General features: G+C 62.4%; 12 protein-coding genes and 1 tRNA gene. 2 read left to right on the top strand and 11 right to left on the bottom strand.

Annotated features, from left to right (window positions below):
* Positions 1-138 precede the first annotated feature (138 nt).
* The 3 genes from LBW87_RS13340 to rpoD all read right to left on the bottom strand — a co-directional run bounded on the left by LBW87_RS13340 (position 139) and on the right by rpoD (position 3,775).
* Positions 139-1,338, bottom strand: a complete 1,200-nt coding sequence (locus LBW87_RS13340; RefSeq protein WP_225201985.1) for an MFS transporter — start codon at positions 1,336-1,338, stop codon at positions 139-141.
* 75 nt (positions 1,339-1,413) lie between these two features.
* Positions 1,414-1,492, bottom strand: a tRNA-Ile gene (locus LBW87_RS13345).
* A gap of 51 nt (positions 1,493-1,543) precedes the next feature.
* Positions 1,544-3,775: an RNA polymerase sigma factor RpoD gene (gene rpoD, locus LBW87_RS13350; protein ID WP_225201987.1), complete on the bottom strand. Its 2,232-nt coding sequence runs from the start codon at positions 3,773-3,775 to the stop codon at positions 1,544-1,546.
* A gap of 112 nt (positions 3,776-3,887) precedes the next feature.
* On the opposite strand from rpoD, the gene LBW87_RS23995 reads away from it, so the two are divergent.
* A complete protein-coding gene (locus tag LBW87_RS23995; protein WP_225201988.1) occupies positions 3,888-4,112 on the top strand; it encodes a hypothetical protein in 225 nt (74 codons plus the stop codon).
* Between the two features lie 387 nt (positions 4,113-4,499).
* Here LBW87_RS23995 and dnaG read toward each other — a convergent pair whose 3' ends face one another.
* From dnaG to LBW87_RS13395, 8 genes are all read right to left on the bottom strand, one after another.
* Positions 4,500-6,299, bottom strand: a complete 1,800-nt coding sequence (gene dnaG / locus LBW87_RS13360; protein ID WP_225201989.1) for a DNA primase — start codon at positions 6,297-6,299, stop codon at positions 4,500-4,502.
* Positions 6,300-6,340: 41 nt separating this feature from the next.
* Positions 6,341-6,787, bottom strand: a complete 447-nt coding sequence (locus tag LBW87_RS13365) for a GatB/YqeY domain-containing protein (RefSeq protein ID WP_225201990.1) — start codon at positions 6,785-6,787, stop codon at positions 6,341-6,343.
* A 251-nt stretch (positions 6,788-7,038) separates the two neighbouring features.
* On the bottom strand, positions 7,039-7,251 hold the full coding sequence (rpsU, locus tag LBW87_RS13370; RefSeq protein ID WP_008118174.1) for a 30S ribosomal protein S21: 213 nt from the start codon (positions 7,249-7,251) through the stop codon (positions 7,039-7,041).
* Between the two features lie 172 nt (positions 7,252-7,423).
* Positions 7,424-8,620: an NAD(P)/FAD-dependent oxidoreductase gene (locus LBW87_RS13375; protein WP_225201991.1), complete on the bottom strand. Its 1,197-nt coding sequence runs from the start codon at positions 8,618-8,620 to the stop codon at positions 7,424-7,426.
* A gap of 135 nt (positions 8,621-8,755) precedes the next feature.
* Complete coding sequence (locus tag LBW87_RS13380) at positions 8,756-9,985, bottom strand: YbdK family carboxylate-amine ligase (RefSeq protein ID WP_225201992.1); 1,230 nt, start codon at positions 9,983-9,985, stop codon at positions 8,756-8,758.
* Positions 9,982-11,190, bottom strand: coding sequence for a cation:proton antiporter (locus LBW87_RS13385; RefSeq protein ID WP_225201993.1), 1,209 nt, complete (start codon positions 11,188-11,190; stop codon positions 9,982-9,984). The genes LBW87_RS13380 and LBW87_RS13385 overlap by 4 nt, the downstream gene beginning before the upstream one ends.
* 267 nt (positions 11,191-11,457) lie before the next feature.
* Entirely contained in the window at positions 11,458-14,898 is a 3,441-nt protein-coding gene (locus tag LBW87_RS13390) for a UvrD-helicase domain-containing protein (RefSeq protein WP_225202268.1), read from the bottom strand.
* A gap of 8 nt (positions 14,899-14,906) precedes the next feature.
* Positions 14,907-17,651: a PD-(D/E)XK nuclease family protein gene (locus LBW87_RS13395; protein WP_225201994.1), complete on the bottom strand. Its 2,745-nt coding sequence runs from the start codon at positions 17,649-17,651 to the stop codon at positions 14,907-14,909.
* A 424-nt stretch (positions 17,652-18,075) separates the two neighbouring features.
* Between LBW87_RS13395 and trxA the strand changes: the two genes are divergently transcribed.
* Positions 18,076-18,402, top strand: coding sequence for a thioredoxin TrxA (trxA, locus tag LBW87_RS13400; RefSeq protein ID WP_008118189.1), 327 nt, complete (start codon positions 18,076-18,078; stop codon positions 18,400-18,402).
* Positions 18,403-18,454: the final 52 nt, after the last annotated feature.

Here is an 18,454-nt window from a genome sequence, read left to right on the forward strand (position 1 = left end):
ACTCTCTACGAACAGCGGGTGATCCCGTGGAAAATGTTTGACCAGTAATAACTGATCTTTTCATGACGACATCTGTTGGCGGACCACATGGGTCCGCCTTTTTTGTGAACGACCGCCTGAGGCGCGTCGCCATTGCTGCTAACTCGGACGCCGCTGGCTGGCAAAGGTTACCCACAGCACAAGGACGCCAAGCATAGCCAGGATCGCGCCCACCCATCCGGTGGATTCCCATCCGAATCCGGCGGTCACCGCCAGACCGCCCAGCCATGCGCCAAGCGCATTGGCGATATTGAATGCGCTGTGATTAAGGGCTGCTGCCAGCGATTGGGCTTCTCCGGCGACATCCATCAGCCTCGCCTGGAATGCCGTCGTGCAGGCCGTACCAAATCCGACGCAGAATAAAACGGGCAGCACCAACCGCACGTCCGATGCCACGATCGCAAACAACACCAAGACCACTGCGATGAAGAGATAGCCACCGATCATCGTCGGTTTCAGCCAGCGATCGATGAATCCGCCGATGACGGTATTGCCCACCACCATCCCGATACCTATGCACGCCAGGCCCCACGGAACAAAACTTGCCGAGACATGTGTTACTTCGGTCAATGTCGACGACACATAGCTATACACCGAGAAGATGCCACCGAAGCCGATGGCGCCGGCCAGCAAGGTGAGCAGCACCTGGGAATTCTTCAATGCGCCCAGTTCGGCCCGGGCGCTGGCGCCCTTTTGCATCGGGATCTTTGGCAGCGAGTACGCGATCATTCCCGCGCAGATGAAGGCAATGATGGCGACCGTCGCAAAGCATGCCCTCCAACCCAGATGCTGACCCAACCATGTGGCAGCCGGAACGCCGATCACATTGGCGACGCTCAGGCCGAGCATCACCCGCGCGATGGCTGTTCCCCGATGGTTAGGAGGAACCAGGGCGGCGGCGGCCAGCGCCGCCATGCCGAAATAGGCGCCGTGCGGCAGGCCCGCGAAAAAGCGGCTGACTATCGTGGTTCCCGCCCCGCCCAGAAACACCGTGGCGCCGTTGGTAATGCCGTAAAGCAGCATCAACATGATCAGCATCGTGCGCTTCTGCATGCGTGCAAAAGCGACTGTAATGAGCGGCGCGCCAACCACCACGCCCAGTGCGTAGGCGCTGATCAGGTGACCCGCAAATGGCACGCTGATCTGCAGGTCCTTCGCCATATCGGGGAGCAGCCCCATGGCGGCAAACTCAGCAGTGCCGATCGCAAAGCCTCCCAAGGCCAGGGCAAACTGGGCAATTGCCAAGCCGCGTGGCGGAACACAAAGCGCTTCCTGCGGCATCGAAACAGAGGGTGTCATTTCAGAAAGTTAGCTCCATGTGTGCTTGCGATAATAAAAAAGGGACTCCGACTGATCGGAATCCCTTTCTGGTACTGGTGGCCCCCCCGTGAGTCGAACACGGCACCAACGGATTATGAGTCCGCTGCTCTAACCAAGCATGAGCTAGAGGGCCAAAAAGATGGCCGGCGATTTTAACATCACCGGCCAGCTCTGACACTCTGGATCAATTACCTTCGAGGAAGCTCTTCAGCTTGTCCGAACGCGAAGGATGGCGCAGCTTGCGCAGTGCCTTGGCTTCGATCTGACGAATACGCTCACGCGTGACGTCGAACTGCTTGCCGACTTCTTCCAGCGTATGGTCGGTCGACATCTCGATACCGAAACGCATGCGCAACACCTTGGCTTCGCGTGGCGTCAACGAATCGAGGATGTCCTTCACCACACCGCGCATCGAAGCGTGCAACGCCGCATCAGCCGGGGCCAGCGTGTTGTTGTCTTCGATGAAGTCGCCCAGATGCGAATCGTCGTCGTCACCGATCGGCGTTTCCATCGAGATCGGCTCCTTGGCGATCTTCATGATCTTGCGGATCTTGTCTTCCGGCATTTCCATCTTGATGGCCAGTGTTGCAGGATCCGGCTCAGCACCAGTCTCTTGCAAGATCTGCCGCGAAATGCGGTTCATCTTGTTGATGGTTTCGATCATGTGCACCGGAATACGAATGGTGCGCGCCTGGTCGGCGATGGAACGGGTGATCGCCTGACGGATCCACCAGGTTGCATACGTCGAGAATTTATAACCGCGACGATATTCAAACTTGTCCACCGCCTTCATCAGGCCGATGTTGCCTTCCTGGATCAGATCGAGGAACTGCAAACCACGGTTGGTGTACTTCTTGGCGATCGAGATCACCAGACGCAAGTTGGCCTCGGTCATCTCGCGCTTGGCCATGCGGGCCTTCTTCTCGCCAGCACCCATCTTGCGGTTGATGGCGCGCAGGTCCGGCAGCGGCAACACCACGCGCGCTTGCAGGTCGATCAGTTTCTGTTGCAGTTCCTTGATGGCCGGCACGTTACGGGCCAGCACCACGCTGTAGTCATGGTTGCCGGCGACTTCGCCGTCGACCCAGTCAAGGTTCACTTCATTGCCAGGGAATACCTTGATGAAGTGGTTACGCGGCATGTTGCACTTGTTGACCGCCACGTCCAGGATCTGACGCTCGACCTGACGCACTTCTTCAACCTGCGCACGCAGGGTGTCGCACAACTTCTCGACGACCTTGGCGGTAAAGCGGATGCCCAGCAGTTCGTTGGAGATGATCTCCTGCGCCTTGACGTACGGCTTGGAGTTATAACCTTCCTTCTCGAACGCCTTGCGCATGTTCTCGAATTGGGTGCCGATCACGCCGAACTTGCCCAGCGCATCGCGCTTCAACTGTTCGAGCTGTTCAGCCGAGAAGCCAGCGGCGCCGGCAGTACCGGTGCCTTCGCTTTCTTCTTCGTCCTCTTCTTCGTCTTCTTCTTCCTCTTCGTCCTCTTCTTCGTCAGAGGCCGATGCGGCTTCAACCTGCTGCACCGATTCGTTCAGGTCGACCAGGCCGTCGACGATTTCGTCGACCTTGATCTCGTCCTTCGAAATGCGGTCAGCCGCGGCCAGGATCTCGGCGATCGTGGTCGGGCAGGCGGAGATCGCCTGGATCATGTCCTTCAGGCCGTCTTCGATACGCTTGGCGATCTCGATTTCGCCTTCGCGCGTCAGCAGCTCGACCGAACCCATTTCACGCATGTACATGCGGACCGGGTCGGTGGTGCGACCGAAGTCGGAGTCGACCGTCGACAGCGCAGCTTCGGCAGCGGCCTCGGCGTCGTCATCGCTGGCGACGTTGGCCACGTTGTCCGACAGCAGCAGGGTTTCGGCGTCAGGAGCGTGCTCGTAGAGCGAGATGCCCATGTCGGCGAAAGTGCCGATGATGCCCTCGATCGCTTCCGGATCGACGATGTTTTCAGGCAGGTGATCGTTGATTTCTGAGTACGTCAGGAAACCGCGCTCCTTGCCCAGCTTGATCAGGGTCTTGAGCTTCTGGCGACGACGCTCGAGTTCTTCTTCGCTGGCTTCGGTGTCGGACGAGAAAGCATCCTTGAGCAAGGCTTTTTCCTTGGCCTTGCGGTCCTTGGCCTTGGCCTTGTCGACCGCCTTCAACTCGGCGCGCTCGACGGCGTTGAGCGCGGCCATTTCTTCGCTCTCGGGCTGGAATTCTTTCGGCTTGCGGCCACGGCGGCCCGGCACCTTGACGGACGGCAGGATGTAGCCCGAGGTGTCGATGGCAGCCAGCGCTGCGGCATCAGTGGTTTGGCTCACGCTAGAGGATGCGGAGGTCGCACCAGCGTCCTTGCCTTCCACCTGTGCGGCTTTGGTGGGCTTGGCGGCTGTCTTGGGTTCGGGTTTCTTGGTCGTCACGGAGGTCTTCGATTTCACAGAAACCGCTTGTTCGGCGGCTTGGGATAACTTTTTGGCTGGCGCCGCAGTCGCTTGAGGCGCTGCTGCACGTACCGGCTTGGCGGGAGCCCCCTTGGCTACCGCTTGTTTCGGCGTCGCTGCTGTCGCAGTCTTGGCCGTCGATTTCACTGCATTGGCCACGGTCGCCTTGACCGCCTGTTTGGCGGCCACCGTCTTCGAGCTGGATGCCCCGACGGAGGATTTTACTGCCGTTGCCGCTTTCGCGCTCTTTGCGGGAGCAGCTGGAGATTTCGCGGGTTTCTTCATTGCATTTGCCATAGAATCAACTGCCAATTGAGATTCACACTCATTGCGCCAATCAAGTCATGCTAATGATGCAACTGCGGTACCGGAATTTGACAACCCGATAGACTCCGGCTGCACGCGCAACGTTCCTTTTGCCCCCTGGCGATCGCTGACGACAGGCAGTTTCGCCGATCAACAATCAGTGCGGCTTGGATTTTCAGCATGTTCCAGTAACTGGAACATACGTCGCCGCTTGTCCGCCAGAACAAAAATGCAATTGCCGTCCGGCGGGACTAAAGCCTTACATTATAGCATAGATATAGGGTTCTTTTCTTCCCTATCAAGCGCCATCGACGCCCATCGGGCGCTTAAAAAACACTAATTTGCTGTGCTTTACGCGCTTTTCGCGGTTTTTTCGCTACTTCGGGCCATTTGACGCTTAATTTGCTACCACCGCAGCCGGCAGGCGCTTGATCGCTTCTTTCTGCTGCGTCAGCTCGCGGTAGCGGTGACGCTGCTCTTCGGCCTTGAGGCCGCCTGCGATCAACGCGGCCAACTCTTCCTCGATCGCGCGGATCTTGCTCTGCCGCACCGCCCCCGCCAATTCGGCACGGACGGCATCGAATTCGGATTCGGATTCAGCCGCTATTTCGGCGATCAACGAATCGAACTCTGGCCCGGACTCACGCAAGTGCTCGACCAGGCTGGCAAAACTGGCCTGCTCGCCCATGCTGCGCACCAGTCCGACCAGGTGCCCCAGCATCTCGGCGCGATCAGGCGCGATGCTGGCCACCGCCTGCAAGGCCTCGTCATCGAGGTCGGCCGCCAGTTGCGGATGGGCGACCAGCCAGCGCACGATCTGGCGTTCCAGCCCGACCGGGGCGGTACGCTTGGTGCGCGGCGCCTTGGCCTTGACGCGTGCCACCGGCTTTTCAAGTTCGAATAACGCTTCGAGCTCGGCCGCGGTGGACTGCGTCACCTGCGCCACGCTGCGCACGATCTGCAAACGCAAGGCCGACGCGGGCAAGGCCTGCAACATCGGCTTGGCGGCAAACTGCGCGTGGGCGCGGCCCTCGGGCGTTGCCAGGTCGTTGTCGCCGATAATTTCGCGCAACAGGAACTGCGACAGCGGCAGCGCTTCGCGAATCTGCTGCTCGAAAGCATCGGCGCCCATTTCACGCACGTAACTGTCGGGATCATGCTCGGCCGGCAGGAACAGGAAACGGATGGTCTTGTTATCCGACGCATGCGGCAGGCAAGCCTCCAGCGCACGACGCGCCGCGCGACGCCCGGCACCGTCGCCATCGAAACTGAAGATCACCTGATCCGTCTGGCGCAACAGCTTCTGCACGTGCACCGGGGTGCAGGCGGTGCCCAGGGTGGCCACCGCTTGCGGAAAGCCCAGTTGCGCCAGCGCCACCACATCCATATAGCCTTCGGTCACCAGCGCATAGCCGGCTTCGCGTATCGCCTGTCGCGCTTCGAACAAGCCGTATAACTCGCTACCCTTTGAAAATAGCGGCGTTTCCGGCGAGTTCAAGTACTTGGGTTCGCCGCCATCCATCACGCGCCCGCCGAAACCGATCACCTGGCCCTTGGTATTGCGGATGGGGAACATGACGCGCCCGCGAAAACGATCGTAGCGCTTGCGGTGGCCACCACCCTCTTCGCTCTTGTCGATCAACAGTCCCGACTCGACCAGCGCTTCATTGTCGTAGTCACGGTCCGGAAAGACCTGGCGCAGGCTGTCCCACTCGTCAGGCGAATAACCCAGCCCGAAACGGGCCGCCACTTCGCCGGTGAGCCCACGCCCCTTGAGGTAGTCGATGGCCGGCTGGGCGGAACGCAACTGCTGTCGATAGAAATCATTGGCGCGCGACATCACGTCGGACAGCGCCAGGCTCTTGGCCTGGTTCTCGGCACGTTGCGCCGGCAGCAGGCGGTCTTCGTTCTCGGGGACCACCATGCCCACGTTCTGGGCAAGGTCCTTGACCGCCTCGACAAAGCCGAGACCGGAATACTCGATCAGAAAACTGATCGCCGTGCCGTGCGCGCCGCAACCGAAGCAGTGATAGAACTGCTTGGTGGGACTGACGGTAAAACTGGGCGACTTCTCGTTATGGAACGGGCACAGTCCCATGAAGTTGGCGCCGCCCTTCTTCAACTGCACATAGCGGCCCACCACGTCGACGATATCGACGCGATTGAGCAGATCCTGGATGAACGACTGTGGGATCACCGGGCTGGAAGGCAGCTATGAGTGTGCAATGAAGAATCGATTCAGGAAGCCAGCGCGGCCTTGACCTGGGCGGAGACCACGGTCATGTCGGCACGACCCGCCAGCTTGGGCTTGAGCACGCCCATCACCTTGCCCATGTCCTGGGCACCGGCCGCACCGGTGGCGGCCACGGCAGCGGCGACCTCGGCCTTGATCTCGTCTTCCGTCAGGCTCGCTGGCATGTAGGTCGACAGGATCTGCAATTCGGCCTTTTCGATATCGGCCAGGTCCTGGCGACCACCGGCTTCGAACTGCGAGATCGAATCGCGACGCTGCTTGATCATCTTTTCGATGATGGCCAGCACGTGGGTGTCGGTCAGCTCGATGCGTTCGTCGACTTCCTTCTGCTTCATCGCGGCAGTGATCAAGCGGATAGTGCCGAGCTTGCCTGCTTCCTTGGCGCGCATGGCGGCCTTCATGTCTTCCGTGATCTGTTCTTTCAAACCCATTGTTTGCTCCGATTGAGAATAGATGAAGGGAACGCCCACTGTCGCCGGTCCAGCCTCGGCAGGACCAGCCACTGCCCGACTCTATCCCAGACCATCGTAGATCATGGAACAGCCGGCCGCCAGTTTTCGTGGAGCGTCTTGCGATGCCCGCGCGCATGGCGCGCAATACGTCGAAGAATGCGAAAACCCGCTGCGGACCTACACCGGAGCGGGTTGTCACATCAACCGCGCGAACGCGCGGCGAGAAATTCTTAGTACATCTTTTTCGGCAGCTGTTGGCTACGGATACGCTTGTAGTGACGCTTGACTGCAGCAGCCAGCTTGCGCTTGCGCTCAGCAGTTGGCTTTTCGTAAAACTCGCGTGCGCGCAGCTCGGTCAGCAGACCGGTCTTTTCAATGGTGCGCTTGAAGCGACGCATTGCGACTTCGAACGGCTCGTTTTCTTTAACGCGAATAGTGGTCATGTAAAGTCAAACCAAAAGGTTAGATTGGATTAGCAAAGAAAGCGATTCTAGCAGAGCGCGAACCTGATTGGAAGTCCAGTCGTGGCATTTTTTCCACCAACAAGTAAAAATCCCTCGAAAAATCAGTCACTTGCTGATTGAAACATGAGACATCGCATGAACTATAGCGGAACTACGCCGCCAAACCGGCCGCCACCCCTGAAGCCCACGCCCATTGGAAGTTATAGCCGCCCAGCCAGCCCGTGACATCGACCGCTTCGCCGATGAAATGCAGCCCCGGCACGCTGTTGGCCATCATGCTCTGCTGCGACAGTTCACGCGTATCGACCCCGCCCAGCGTGACTTCGGCCTTGCGATAACCTTCGGAGCCGGCCGGCACGATCACCCACCGATTGAGCGAATCGCCCAGCTGGCGCAGGGCCTTGTCGGGCAGGTCGGCGATACGGGCGCCGGCGTCGAAGCCATTGGCGCGCAACCAGCCTTCGGCCAGGCGCGTCGGCAGCCATTGCGCCAGCAAGTTGCCGAGATTCTTCTTCAGCGTGCCCTTGCCCTCGATCAGCGTGTCGGCCACATCGACTTCGGGCAGCAGGTTCAACGTCAGCGGCGTGCCGGGTTGCCAGTAGCTGGATATCTGCAGGATGGCCGGGCCCGACAGGCCCCGGTGAGTGAACAGCAGGTCTTCGAGAAAATGGCCGCGCGCTTTCTTCTGGCCGGTTTCAACTTCGACCTGCAGCGCAATCCCGGCCAACTCCACAAACGGCTGCCAGGCGCGCCCGTCAAAGGTCAGCGGCACCAGTCCGGGACGCGTCTCGATCAGGCGCAGCCCGAACTGGCGAGCGATGCGATGGGCAAAATCGGTGGCGCCTATCTTGGGAATCGACAAGCCGCCGGTGGCAATCACCACGCTGGCAGCGCTTATCTCGCCGGCGCTGGTATCGATGCGAAACGACTCGCCGCTCTTGCCGATCTGCTCGACGCTGCACGGCATGCGCCAGCTGACGTTGCCCAGGTCGCATTCGGCCTTGAGCATGGCGATGATGTCTTCGGCCGAGTTGTCGCAAAACAGCTGTCCCTTGTGCTTCTCGTGATAGCCGATGCGATGGCGCTTCATCAGCGCCAGGAAGTCCTGTGGCGTATAGCGTGACAGCGCGCTGCGGCAGAAATGCGGATTCTGCGACAGGTAGTTCTGCGGACCGGCCGCGATATTGGTGAAGTTGCACCGGCCACCGCCGGAAATGCGGATCTTCTCGGCCAGCCGCGAGGCGTGATCGATCAGCACGACGCGTCGTCCACGCTGGCCCGCTACGGCGGCGCACATCATGCCGGCGGCGCCGGCGCCGATCACGGCGACATCGAATTGTTTGCTCATTTACCCCTCCGCAACATCTCGGAGGCAGCCCGAGGTCGTTTCAAAAGCGTGATTGTCGGCGATCCTGCGCCCAAAAGACAAGAGCCGGCATCTTGCGAGGCCGGCTCCGTGGTGCGAATGCTATTACTAACGCTGTTACTGAAAGTAGGGCGGCGGCGTCTCGCCCATCCACAACTCGGATGACAGTCGCATCATGTCGTTAAGCGTGCCGCGCTGGGCAAACACCTGGCGCAACCAGCTGGCGTCGGACAGGCGATCATGCGCAATGCGGCGCAGGCGCTGCAGCGTCACACGCTCGGCTTCGTTCTGCACATAGGATTCGAGGTGCTGCAGGGTCTGCAGCAGATGCTCGAAGATCGGCAGCTTGCGCGATTCGGCCGGTGTCGCGCCATGCAATGCCAACATGCCGTTCAGACCGAAGCGGCTGGCCTCGAAACGGTTGAACTGGTACAGCAGGTAGAAGTCGTCCGTGACCTCGAACGGCCGCTCGGTCAGCACCCAGCGCGCCAGCAACTGCGCATAGGCGCCTAGGTGGGCGGCGTGCTCGATGGTCAGCGGGGTATCGCAGACACGGATTTCCACCGTGCCGTATTCGGGCTTGGGCCGGATATCCCAGTAGAAGTCCTTCATGCTGTTGATGATGCCCATCTGCAGCAACTCGTCGTAGTAGGTCTCGAACTCGGCCCAGCGGGTGTGCACCGGCGCCGTCCCCGACAACGGGAACGCCCGCACCACATTACTGCGCGACGACTCGAAACGGGTATCGGCGCCCTGGTAAAAGGGCGATGCGGCCGACAGCGCGATGAAGTGCGGCACATAGCGCGAGAAGGCATGCGTGAGGTACAGCGCGTCGTCGCCGCTGGGCACGCCGATGTGGATGTGCTGGCCGAACACCGTGAAGGTCTTGGCCAGGTAGCCGTATTTCTCGTGCAGGTAATGAAAGCGCTCGCTGGGCGTGATGCGCTGCTCGTTCCAGTGCTGGAACGGGTGGGCGCCGCCGCCGGAGACATCGATGTTGAGATAGCGCGCGCCGTTGTTGAGCGCTGCACGCAGGCCCTTCAATTCCTCGATCAGTTCATCGACCCGGGTATGCACGTTGGAATTGAGTTCGATCATCCCCTGCGTCATCTCGAGCTTGATCTGCTTTTGCAGCTCACGCGGTTCGATCCAGTTCAGCAGGTCGACCGCGTCGCTGGCCAGGTTGTAGTTGCGCCGGTTGACCAGTTGCAGCTCAAGTTCGATACCCATCGTGAAGGCGGTCGACTGGGTGAACGGCAGGATGCCGGCGCTGCCCTGCGGCTGCTCGACGTGGGTCGGGCGTGGCGCGGCCTCGATCACGGTGTCGGTTGATGTCTCGTTACTCATTCGCGTCCACTTTCACCAGATTTGATCAGCGCAAACTGTGTCGCCACCGGTCCCAGGAACTCGAGCACGATCAGGCTGCCCGCCAGCACCGGCAATACTTCAGCCGTGGTGCTGGGGTACAGCGAGGACACGGTTTGCATCAGCCCTACCCCGACCTCGGTCATCGGCAGGGTCCCCAAGGTCAGCAAGCTGGCCTGGCGCCAGTTCATGCGGGCGAAGCGGGCAAACAGGAACACCCCGCACGCCATCGCCGCGAACCGCGCCGCAATCAGGATCAGCACCGTGTAGCCGACCATGGTCAGGTCGGTCAGGCGCATCGATGCGCCCACCGTCACGAACAGCATGACGATGAACAACTCGTTGGCGACGCCGAACTCCAGCTCCATCAGGTCGAACTGGCGATCCAGGTTCTTCGACAGGATGGCGAAGATCAGCATCGTCAGCATCACCGGCAGATGCAGCGCGTGCGCCACGCCGATGGCCAGCGCGATGACCGAGATCACCAGCACGAACTGCCAGCGCCCCTCACGCCCCAACAGGCGCGCCAGCGGCATCATCAACCAGTAAGTGAGCCAGGCCAGCAGCGCCGATCCGCCCAGCGAATACAAGGTGTGCTGGATCAGTGTGGTCACCGGCGTGCCGGCCTCGTGCGCGATCACGGGCAGCAAGGCATAGGCGGCCAGCACGGCCACGAAGTTATTCAATGCGGTCATCGCGGCCAGGCGCCGCGTGACCTGACCTTCTGCCTTGAGATCGCGCAGCACCACCAGCACCACGGCCGGCGCGGTGGCGATGGCCATCACGCCGCCCAGCAGCGCCATCACCGAATCGGTGCCGAACCAGGTCAAGGCGATGCTGACGAATCCGAAGCACAGTACGGCCGACGTGCCCACGGTTGCCAGCAACCATTTTTCACGACGCAGCCAACCGATGTCGACGTAGCGGCCAAGCTGATAGATCACCAGCGCCACGGCGATGTCGGCAAAAACGTTAGTGACCTTGAGAATCTCGCCCGATAACAGATTGAGACCGCCAGCCCCTAACAGGAAACCGACCAGCAGATAGCCGGTGATGCGCGGCACCCACGGCGACTTGGAAACTACATAGCCCGCGATCAACCCGAGCAGCAGCAAGCCGCCAAACACCAGCAAGGCATTCCATTGCAGCGTCTGTGTCAAGGTGAAAGACGGAAGAGCCCACTCCATAACTCCTCCTGAGTATTGGTATGTCTAGATGATTGAAACCGCGCGGCGCCCAGAGCCGGCAAACGGCTGTCGGCAGGTGCCTGCCGAAAAATGCGTGACCAGGATCGACGTTGTGACAATTCTGGCTCGCGCAGCCTAACCGAACGGAAAGCTCATCGCGATGGTCTTTTTTATATTACAACGGAATAATTGATTTTCTTCGTGCGAATTTTCGCTCTAATTTGTCCCCGGCACGCTCCCATTGTCGAGCTCACGTTTGAAAGTGCCTCATTGTTCCCAAAGCCGCCCATCGGCAGTAATCAGAGCAGACCTGATTTGCTTGTCAGAATACACCGACACGAGTGCGGCACGATAACGGGCCAGTTGCGCCGCATAATCGGCCCGTTCGCTATCGAGCAGGCGGCGCTTGTAGTCGAGCACCCAGACTTCATCGTCGAACATCACCACCCGATCGCAGCGCAGCACGCCGCCGGGCGTGACAATCTCCATCTCGTTGCGCGCGGCACGGTGCAGCGCGGGATTGAAAAACCGTTCCAGTTCAGGCTGCGCCAACAGCCGCGTCGCCTGCTCATGCACCACTGCCGCCAGCCCGCTGTCGATGCCCAGCCAGGGCGCCAGCAGCGCGGCCTTCGGCAATTGCGGCGGCCAACGCCCGCCGTGCGTGACGCGCTCCAGCAAGGCGTGCAGCGCCACCCCTTCGTCGATGGCGGCGTTAGCCACCAGGGTGCCGTCTTCGGCCACCATCAACGCGTCGTCGTCCTCCATATCGGCCATGCCGAACAAGGAAGGCGGCTGCGGCGCCGGGTCGAACAGGGCCAGTTCGAAGCGCTCGGCCGGGCTCTCGCCAGCTTCGCCGGCGATCTGCAGCGCGTCGATCTCGCGCACCGGCGCGCTGGTCGAGAACAGTCGTTGATACCAGCTCCCTTCCTGCACGCCATCGGTTGCCGCACCACGGGTGCCGGCCACGCCACTCACCAGTAATAACTGTTTGGCGCGGGTCACGGCCACGTATAACAGATTCCAGTCTTCCTGCAGACGGAAGCGCTCTTCGGCCTCGAACAGATTATGGCGCGCCCGGCCGCGTTCGGCGCGACGGCCGAATGCCGAGAAGTGCACCGGGGCATCGCGTTCTTGCGGCCAGTCGCACAGGATGCCCACATGGTCTTCGATGCCATCGCTATGATTGGCGTCGAGCAGCGCCACCACCGGCGCCTCCAGTCCCTTGGCGCTGTGCACGGTCAGGATGCGCACGGCGTCGGCGGACGCATCGACGCTGGCCTCGTCGGGCGCATCGCCGCCGCCACTGCGGGCCAGCACGCGCAAGGCGTCAATGAACTTGGGCAGGCTGGGGTAACGGCCCGCATCCATGTTCAACGACAGCTCGACGAAGGCGGCAATATTGCCCAGCGTCTGGCTGCGCGTGGTGGGCGCGGCATGCTGTGCGTAGCGGGCCACCAGCTGGCCCTGGTGCAGGATCATGTCGAGCAGATCGTGCACCGGCAGATGCGGCGCTGCCTGCAGCCAGCGATGCAGCAACTGCACGGCGCGCACGATGGCGGCCGAGGCCGAACCATCGTCGCGCATCGCCAGCATGCGTTGCCACCAGTGGCCGGCATCATCGCGATCACGGCGGGCGATCTGGATCAGGTCTTCGTCAACCGCGCCGATGATCGGGCTCTTGAGCACATGCGCCAGCGCGCGCGTGTCATTGGGGGTGATCAGGAAAGTCAGCAACGCAATCAGGTCGGCGATCTCCAGCGACTCCAGCAAGCCACCGCGCCGGTCCGACACGAAGGCGATGCCGGCCTCGCGCAATGCGCTTTCATACGCCGCCAGGTGGGTACGCTTGCGCACCAGCAGCATGACATCGCTCCAGCGCAGCGCCCGCCCCTCGCCGCCATCGACCACACGCACCTCATTGCGCGCCAGCAGCAACGCCCGCGCCAAGGCCTCGCCCTCGCGTTTGCGACGTGCGTCTTCCTGTTCTTCGCGTGGGGTGGTCAGCGGGTTGCGCCAGGCAATGACCGCTTCTTCCGGCGCATCCTGCGTATCCGGTTCTTCCTGCGCCGCAGGGTCTTCGACCCGCGCCAGCGGCAGCTTCCAGACTTCGCCGCCCTCCAGCCCGAGCGTGCTCTGGCGCGCATACAGCACATTGCCGCCCTGCAGGAAGGACTGGTTCAACAGTTCCACCACGGCGGTGGCGTTGCGGCGGGTCTGGTTGGCGCGCAGCACCACCGCGCCCTGCGCGCGCAACATCTCGCGCGCAGCCACGAACACCCGCGGCTCGGCGCGGCGGAAACGGTAGATCGATTGCTTGGGGTCACCCACCACGAACACCGTAGGTTGCTGCGTGTCGCCGCCATAGGCCTGCAGCCAGGCGCGCACGATGCTCCACTGCAGCGGATTGGTGTCCTGGAATTCGTCCAGCAGGATGTGGCTATAGCGCGCATCCAGGCGCGTCTGCAGGTAGGCGGCGCTGGCCTCGTCGTTGAGCAGGCGATAGGCGTGCCATTCGAGATCGGCGAAATCGAAGACGCGCTGCTCGGCCTTCACTTCCTGATAACAATCGAGATAGGCGCGCCCGGCGGTGAACAAGGCCCGATTCAGCTGCAGCACCAGCTTCTCGAAGCTGCGCTGCTGGAGCTCGGCCAGGGCGTCGCCCAAGGCATTGAATTCGTCTTCGAACGCGGCCAGCGCCAGTTCGTCGCCCCGGGCATCGACCTTGGCCAATGCGGCCAGCAGGGCCTTGACCTTGCCGTTCTTGCGACGCTTGTCCTTGTCATCGAAGAACTGGTTGAACAGCCTGGAGAAAGCCTCGGCCGACGCCCCTTCCGACAACGCCGTCTCGATCGCCACCGCGCGCGTCTGGTTGGCTTGCGAGCCCTGCCCCAGCAGCCGCGCCACTTCACCCAGGCGCTGCACCAGGTGGCCGTCGCGCCACAGACCGAGCCTGGCATCGGCCAGCGCATCGTCGCCGCACATCTCCTGCAACCAGCGCAGCGGCGCAGGTTCGCGCATGAGTTCGTCGTCGCCAGCCGAGGCATCGTCACCCAGGGTCGACGCCCACCACTCGGCGCGCTTGTCGAGAAACGCATCCAGCAGACTGCGGGCATTGAAATCACCTGCCAGTTCATACAACTCCAGCAGCGCCGCCTTGACCGGAGCAGCGTCGCCACGGCGCAGGCTCTGCATGAAACGGCGATAGGCCTCGTCCTGCAACTCGCCGTTCTTCTCAGTCAGCGCATAGCCATGCGGCACGCCGGCGGCCAGCGGCGCGATCTGCAGCAAACGCGCAAACCAGCTATGGAAGGTATCGATCGACAGGCTTTGTTCGCTGGCGAGGATACGTTCGTAGAGGCCGCGCGCCAACGGCAGCAAGCGCGCCAGGTCAGGCTCGGCCACGCCGCGCTCGCGCAACAGCTGGGCCGCATGCGCATCGCTGGCCAGGGCCAGTTCATGCAACAGCTCCATGAGCCGTTCGCGCATTTCCTGCGCGGCCTTGCGGGTAAAGGTGATGGCCAGCAGCTCGGGCGCCTGCGCGCCCGCCAGCAACAGGCGCAACATGCGCCCCACCAGCAGCCAGGTCTTGCCGCTGCCGGCGCAGGCTTCGACCACCACCGAGTGATGCGGATCGCAGGCGGCGCGGGTAAAGCTGGCGGCGTCGGCGGCGACGTCGTTGATCTCGTAAGGGGTGGCCGATGGCCGCATTGATTCACTCACAGCCAGGCCCCCTTGCGGCACAGGCCGCGCATGTCGCAATACTGGCAAACCGATTCGACGCCATTGGCCGGCAGCGGCGCGCCATGCGCCACGGCCTGCATGGTGCCGGCGATCTGCTCCCGGAGCACTTGCTGGCGGGCGCTGAAGTCTGGTGCTGGGGCATCGCCCAGCGCCTGCGCGGTGAGCTCCAGCGCGACATAGGATGCGGCATCGATGGCGCCCCCGGCCAGCAGCCCGTAGAACGCCAGTTGATGGTCGTCTTCATCACTCACTTTTTGCTTGAGACTGGGTAGCGCACGGGTCTTGTAGTCGAGCAGCGCACGCTCGCCTTTTTCATTGGCATCGACGCGATCGATGCGACCATGCAGTTCGACCGCACCATCGGCCCACGACAAGGTGTGCGACATCGCTTCTTCACCGAAGACGAAATGCCAGCCGTCGGCTTCGCGCTCAGCTGCCCATAATAGATAAGCCGGCATCACCCGTTGCCAGCGCGCATAGTAGGCCAGCGCCGCCGGATGCTGCGCCAGCGCGCGCTCGAACACCTCGGCCGATATCTGCTGCAGCAGCGCCGCTCGCTCATGCTGGGGCGGCTGGCGGTCGCGCACGGTCTCGTGGTAGCGGGTCAGGATCTCGTGCAGCCAGCTGCCGTAGTCGCGCTTCTCGGGCATGTCGGACAGTTCGTCCATGACCGCCACCCGCAGCATGCGCGCCGCAAAAAATTGATAAGGACACGCCAGGAAACTGCCGTAGCTGCTCGACGACAATCGCCCCGGCAGCAAGTCCGGCGCGCTGGGGGCCGGCATCGACGACGGCAGCACTTCCAGTGCGCGCACCGGCGCATGCAATTGCACCGTGGGCAATGGCGGCAGGCCGTGCTGGGCCAGCTTCAGTTGCAGCCGTTGCACCCACGGGCTGACCGGATTGGGCTCGCCGTTCTGCTGGCTTTGCCAGCACAGCACCACCTCGGGATTGACGCATAACAGTTCGGTGAGATCGCGCAATTGCTGGCGCTGCCGCTCGGCGCGGGTCACCAGGCCCAGCTCGCGGCGTACCGCATTCGAGAAGAACAGGGTCTCCTGCGGCGGCGACGGCAGGTGCGCAGCATCGGCCCCCAGCACCAGCACGGCATCGAAACGCCGCAGCCGGGCGCCGTTGAGCGGCAGCATCACCACCCGGCGGTCGGTGATCGGCGGCGTGCATGAGGTGGCATCGAGCCGCAGGTTGAGCAATGCGCGCCATTCGGCGAACGAGAATTCATCGGCCAGCGACGTGCCGTTCTGCTGACCGGCAATGTCGTCCAGCAGCACCAGGCATTGCTGGCCGGCGACGTCCTCGCCCAGGGCCTGCTGCATGTCGAGCGCGTCGATCATCTCGCGCTCCAGCAGGCACCAGGCGGCCAGGCTGCGACGCCCCGCAAACCGGCCCGCCTGGCGCGCCAGCAAGACCATCCAGCGGCGCTCGCCGCCGGCTTCGTCGAGATCGGCAAAGACCGACTGCAGCGTATTCCAGTCGCCAGCGATGTTGTTGCGGCGCAGACGGGATTCGATACGCATGATGCGTTCGCCGCGCTCCGGGTCGCCGGCAAAGACGAACGGAGACTTCAACAGATCCAGCAAGGCGCCGGTTTCGCCACGGGCCGCCACCAGATCGTTCCAGGCCGCCAGCGCAGCAGCGGCGCGGGTGGTCGACAGCTTCCAGCCGGTTTCATCGGCCACCGCCACCTGCGCCCGTTCGAGCAACGCCCGCAGGCGGCGCGCGGGAACCCGGTCCTGGGCCACCACGGCGATTTCGGTCTTGCCCTGCTCCAGCCAGCGCAGCACGATGCGTGCGCTCTGCACTGCGGCATCTTCCAGGTCGTCGGCGGCGCACAACTGCGGCAGCGGCGGCAGCTGCGACGGCAATCCGGCGGCCTCCCCTTCCAGCAATTCGGCCCAGGCGGCAGCGTACAACGCAGCCGGCCCTGCCAGCGCCGCGCCGCTCCAGTCCAGCGTCAGCACGCGCACCGGTTGCCGGCTTGCGTACGCTTGCAGGAAGGCGCTGTCGAGCGCTTCGGGCGCGGTGGGGCTGATCCAGATCAGCGGCAGGTCGGCCTGCTCGGCGATCGTCAGCAATGCATCGAAGCGCTGCACCAGGCGGTCGCGGCCATCGAGCTGGCTCTTCCAGACGGTCCAGACCAACTGCGCTTCATCGGACAACATGCCGTGCGCATTCGGCGCCAACGGTTCGAGCAGGGTCGCCAGCGCCTGGCGCCAGCGATCCTCGGCCACGTCGGCCGCGCCCGCGCCGGCCCGGATCTCGGGCAGCAAGGCCAGCGTCAGTTCGTCCGACAGCGACAGCAGGGTCTGCGCCAGCGGCAGCAGGTCGGCATTGCGGCGCGCCGAGAACATCTTCTTGAGCCAGCCGTGCTCGCGCAACTGGGCATAGAGCTGCATCAGCCGCTCGCTCTCCGGGGGGGCCGCTTCGCTCTCGGGGGGCAGCATCGCCAGCAGGCCAGACGGGGTATTGATGCGCGGCGCCAGATAAGGACGCTGCAGGACGCGGCTGAGCGCGGCCTTGAAATTGCGGGCATGCGAAAACGCCGGCACCAGCAGCTGGCAACCCGAGAAATCGAGTACGGCGCTGCCCTCGCCGTGCTGCAGCAAGGCTTGCCCCAGCGGCTGGTCGGACTCCAGCAAACGGCTGACAGCGTCTTGCCAGAAATCGGCGGAAGGCGGGATCGAAATGGTCGCTAGCGGCATGCGGGGAACGGGATCGGAAGACTCGACGATTGTTTTTTTCTCTGGGCCTGAGAGATTTTTTCAATCAGGACCACAGACCAACAGCAGCGCATTGTATGCCAGGGGATTCGCCGCAGACTGTATTTTTGGCCAGCCGCCTGCCGCAAAGCCGCCCGCAGTGCGGCCCGACGATTTTGCTGGCACCTGATGGCGGTTGACAACAACAGCATGGGGCACGGCGACACTTTTGCCAAAAATCGGTTATGATTGTTTTTGTACCCGCCGCAACATCCTGGCGCGCTTCAAAAACAACTTGAATCGGCGCGCAACGACTCCACGTAGACTCAGCAACTCCGGAAGCGTTTGGCCTACGCCAGGCAATATGGTTTCTGACCACGGCGCTATTTGACCCCCTTATTCTTACCTCATCCCGAGGACCCCTGCCATGAGCGAAAACATCAAACACATCTCTGACGCATCTTTCGAAGCCGACGTGCTGAAGTCCGACAAGCCAGTGCTGGTCGATTTCTGGGCTGAATGGTGCGGCCCCTGCAAGGCGATCGCCCCGATCCTGGAAGAAGTCGCCAAGGAATACGAAGGCAAGCTGCAGATCGCCAAGCTGGATGTCGATTCCAACCAGGCCATTCCTGCCAAGTTCGGCATCCGCGGTATTCCGACGCTGATCCTGTTCAAGAACGGCGCAGCAGCCGCGCAGAAGGTTGGCGCATTGGCCAAGGGCCAGCTGACTTCGTTCATCGACAGCAATATCTGATTTTTCCCGACGACGGCGCGCCCGCGCCGTCGTGGTCCGACTGCCTGGCGGC

Origin of the sequence: Herbaspirillum sp. alder98 (genome assembly GCF_020179755.1) — a bacterium.
GTDB lineage: Bacteria > Pseudomonadota > Gammaproteobacteria > Burkholderiales > Burkholderiaceae_D > Herbaspirillum.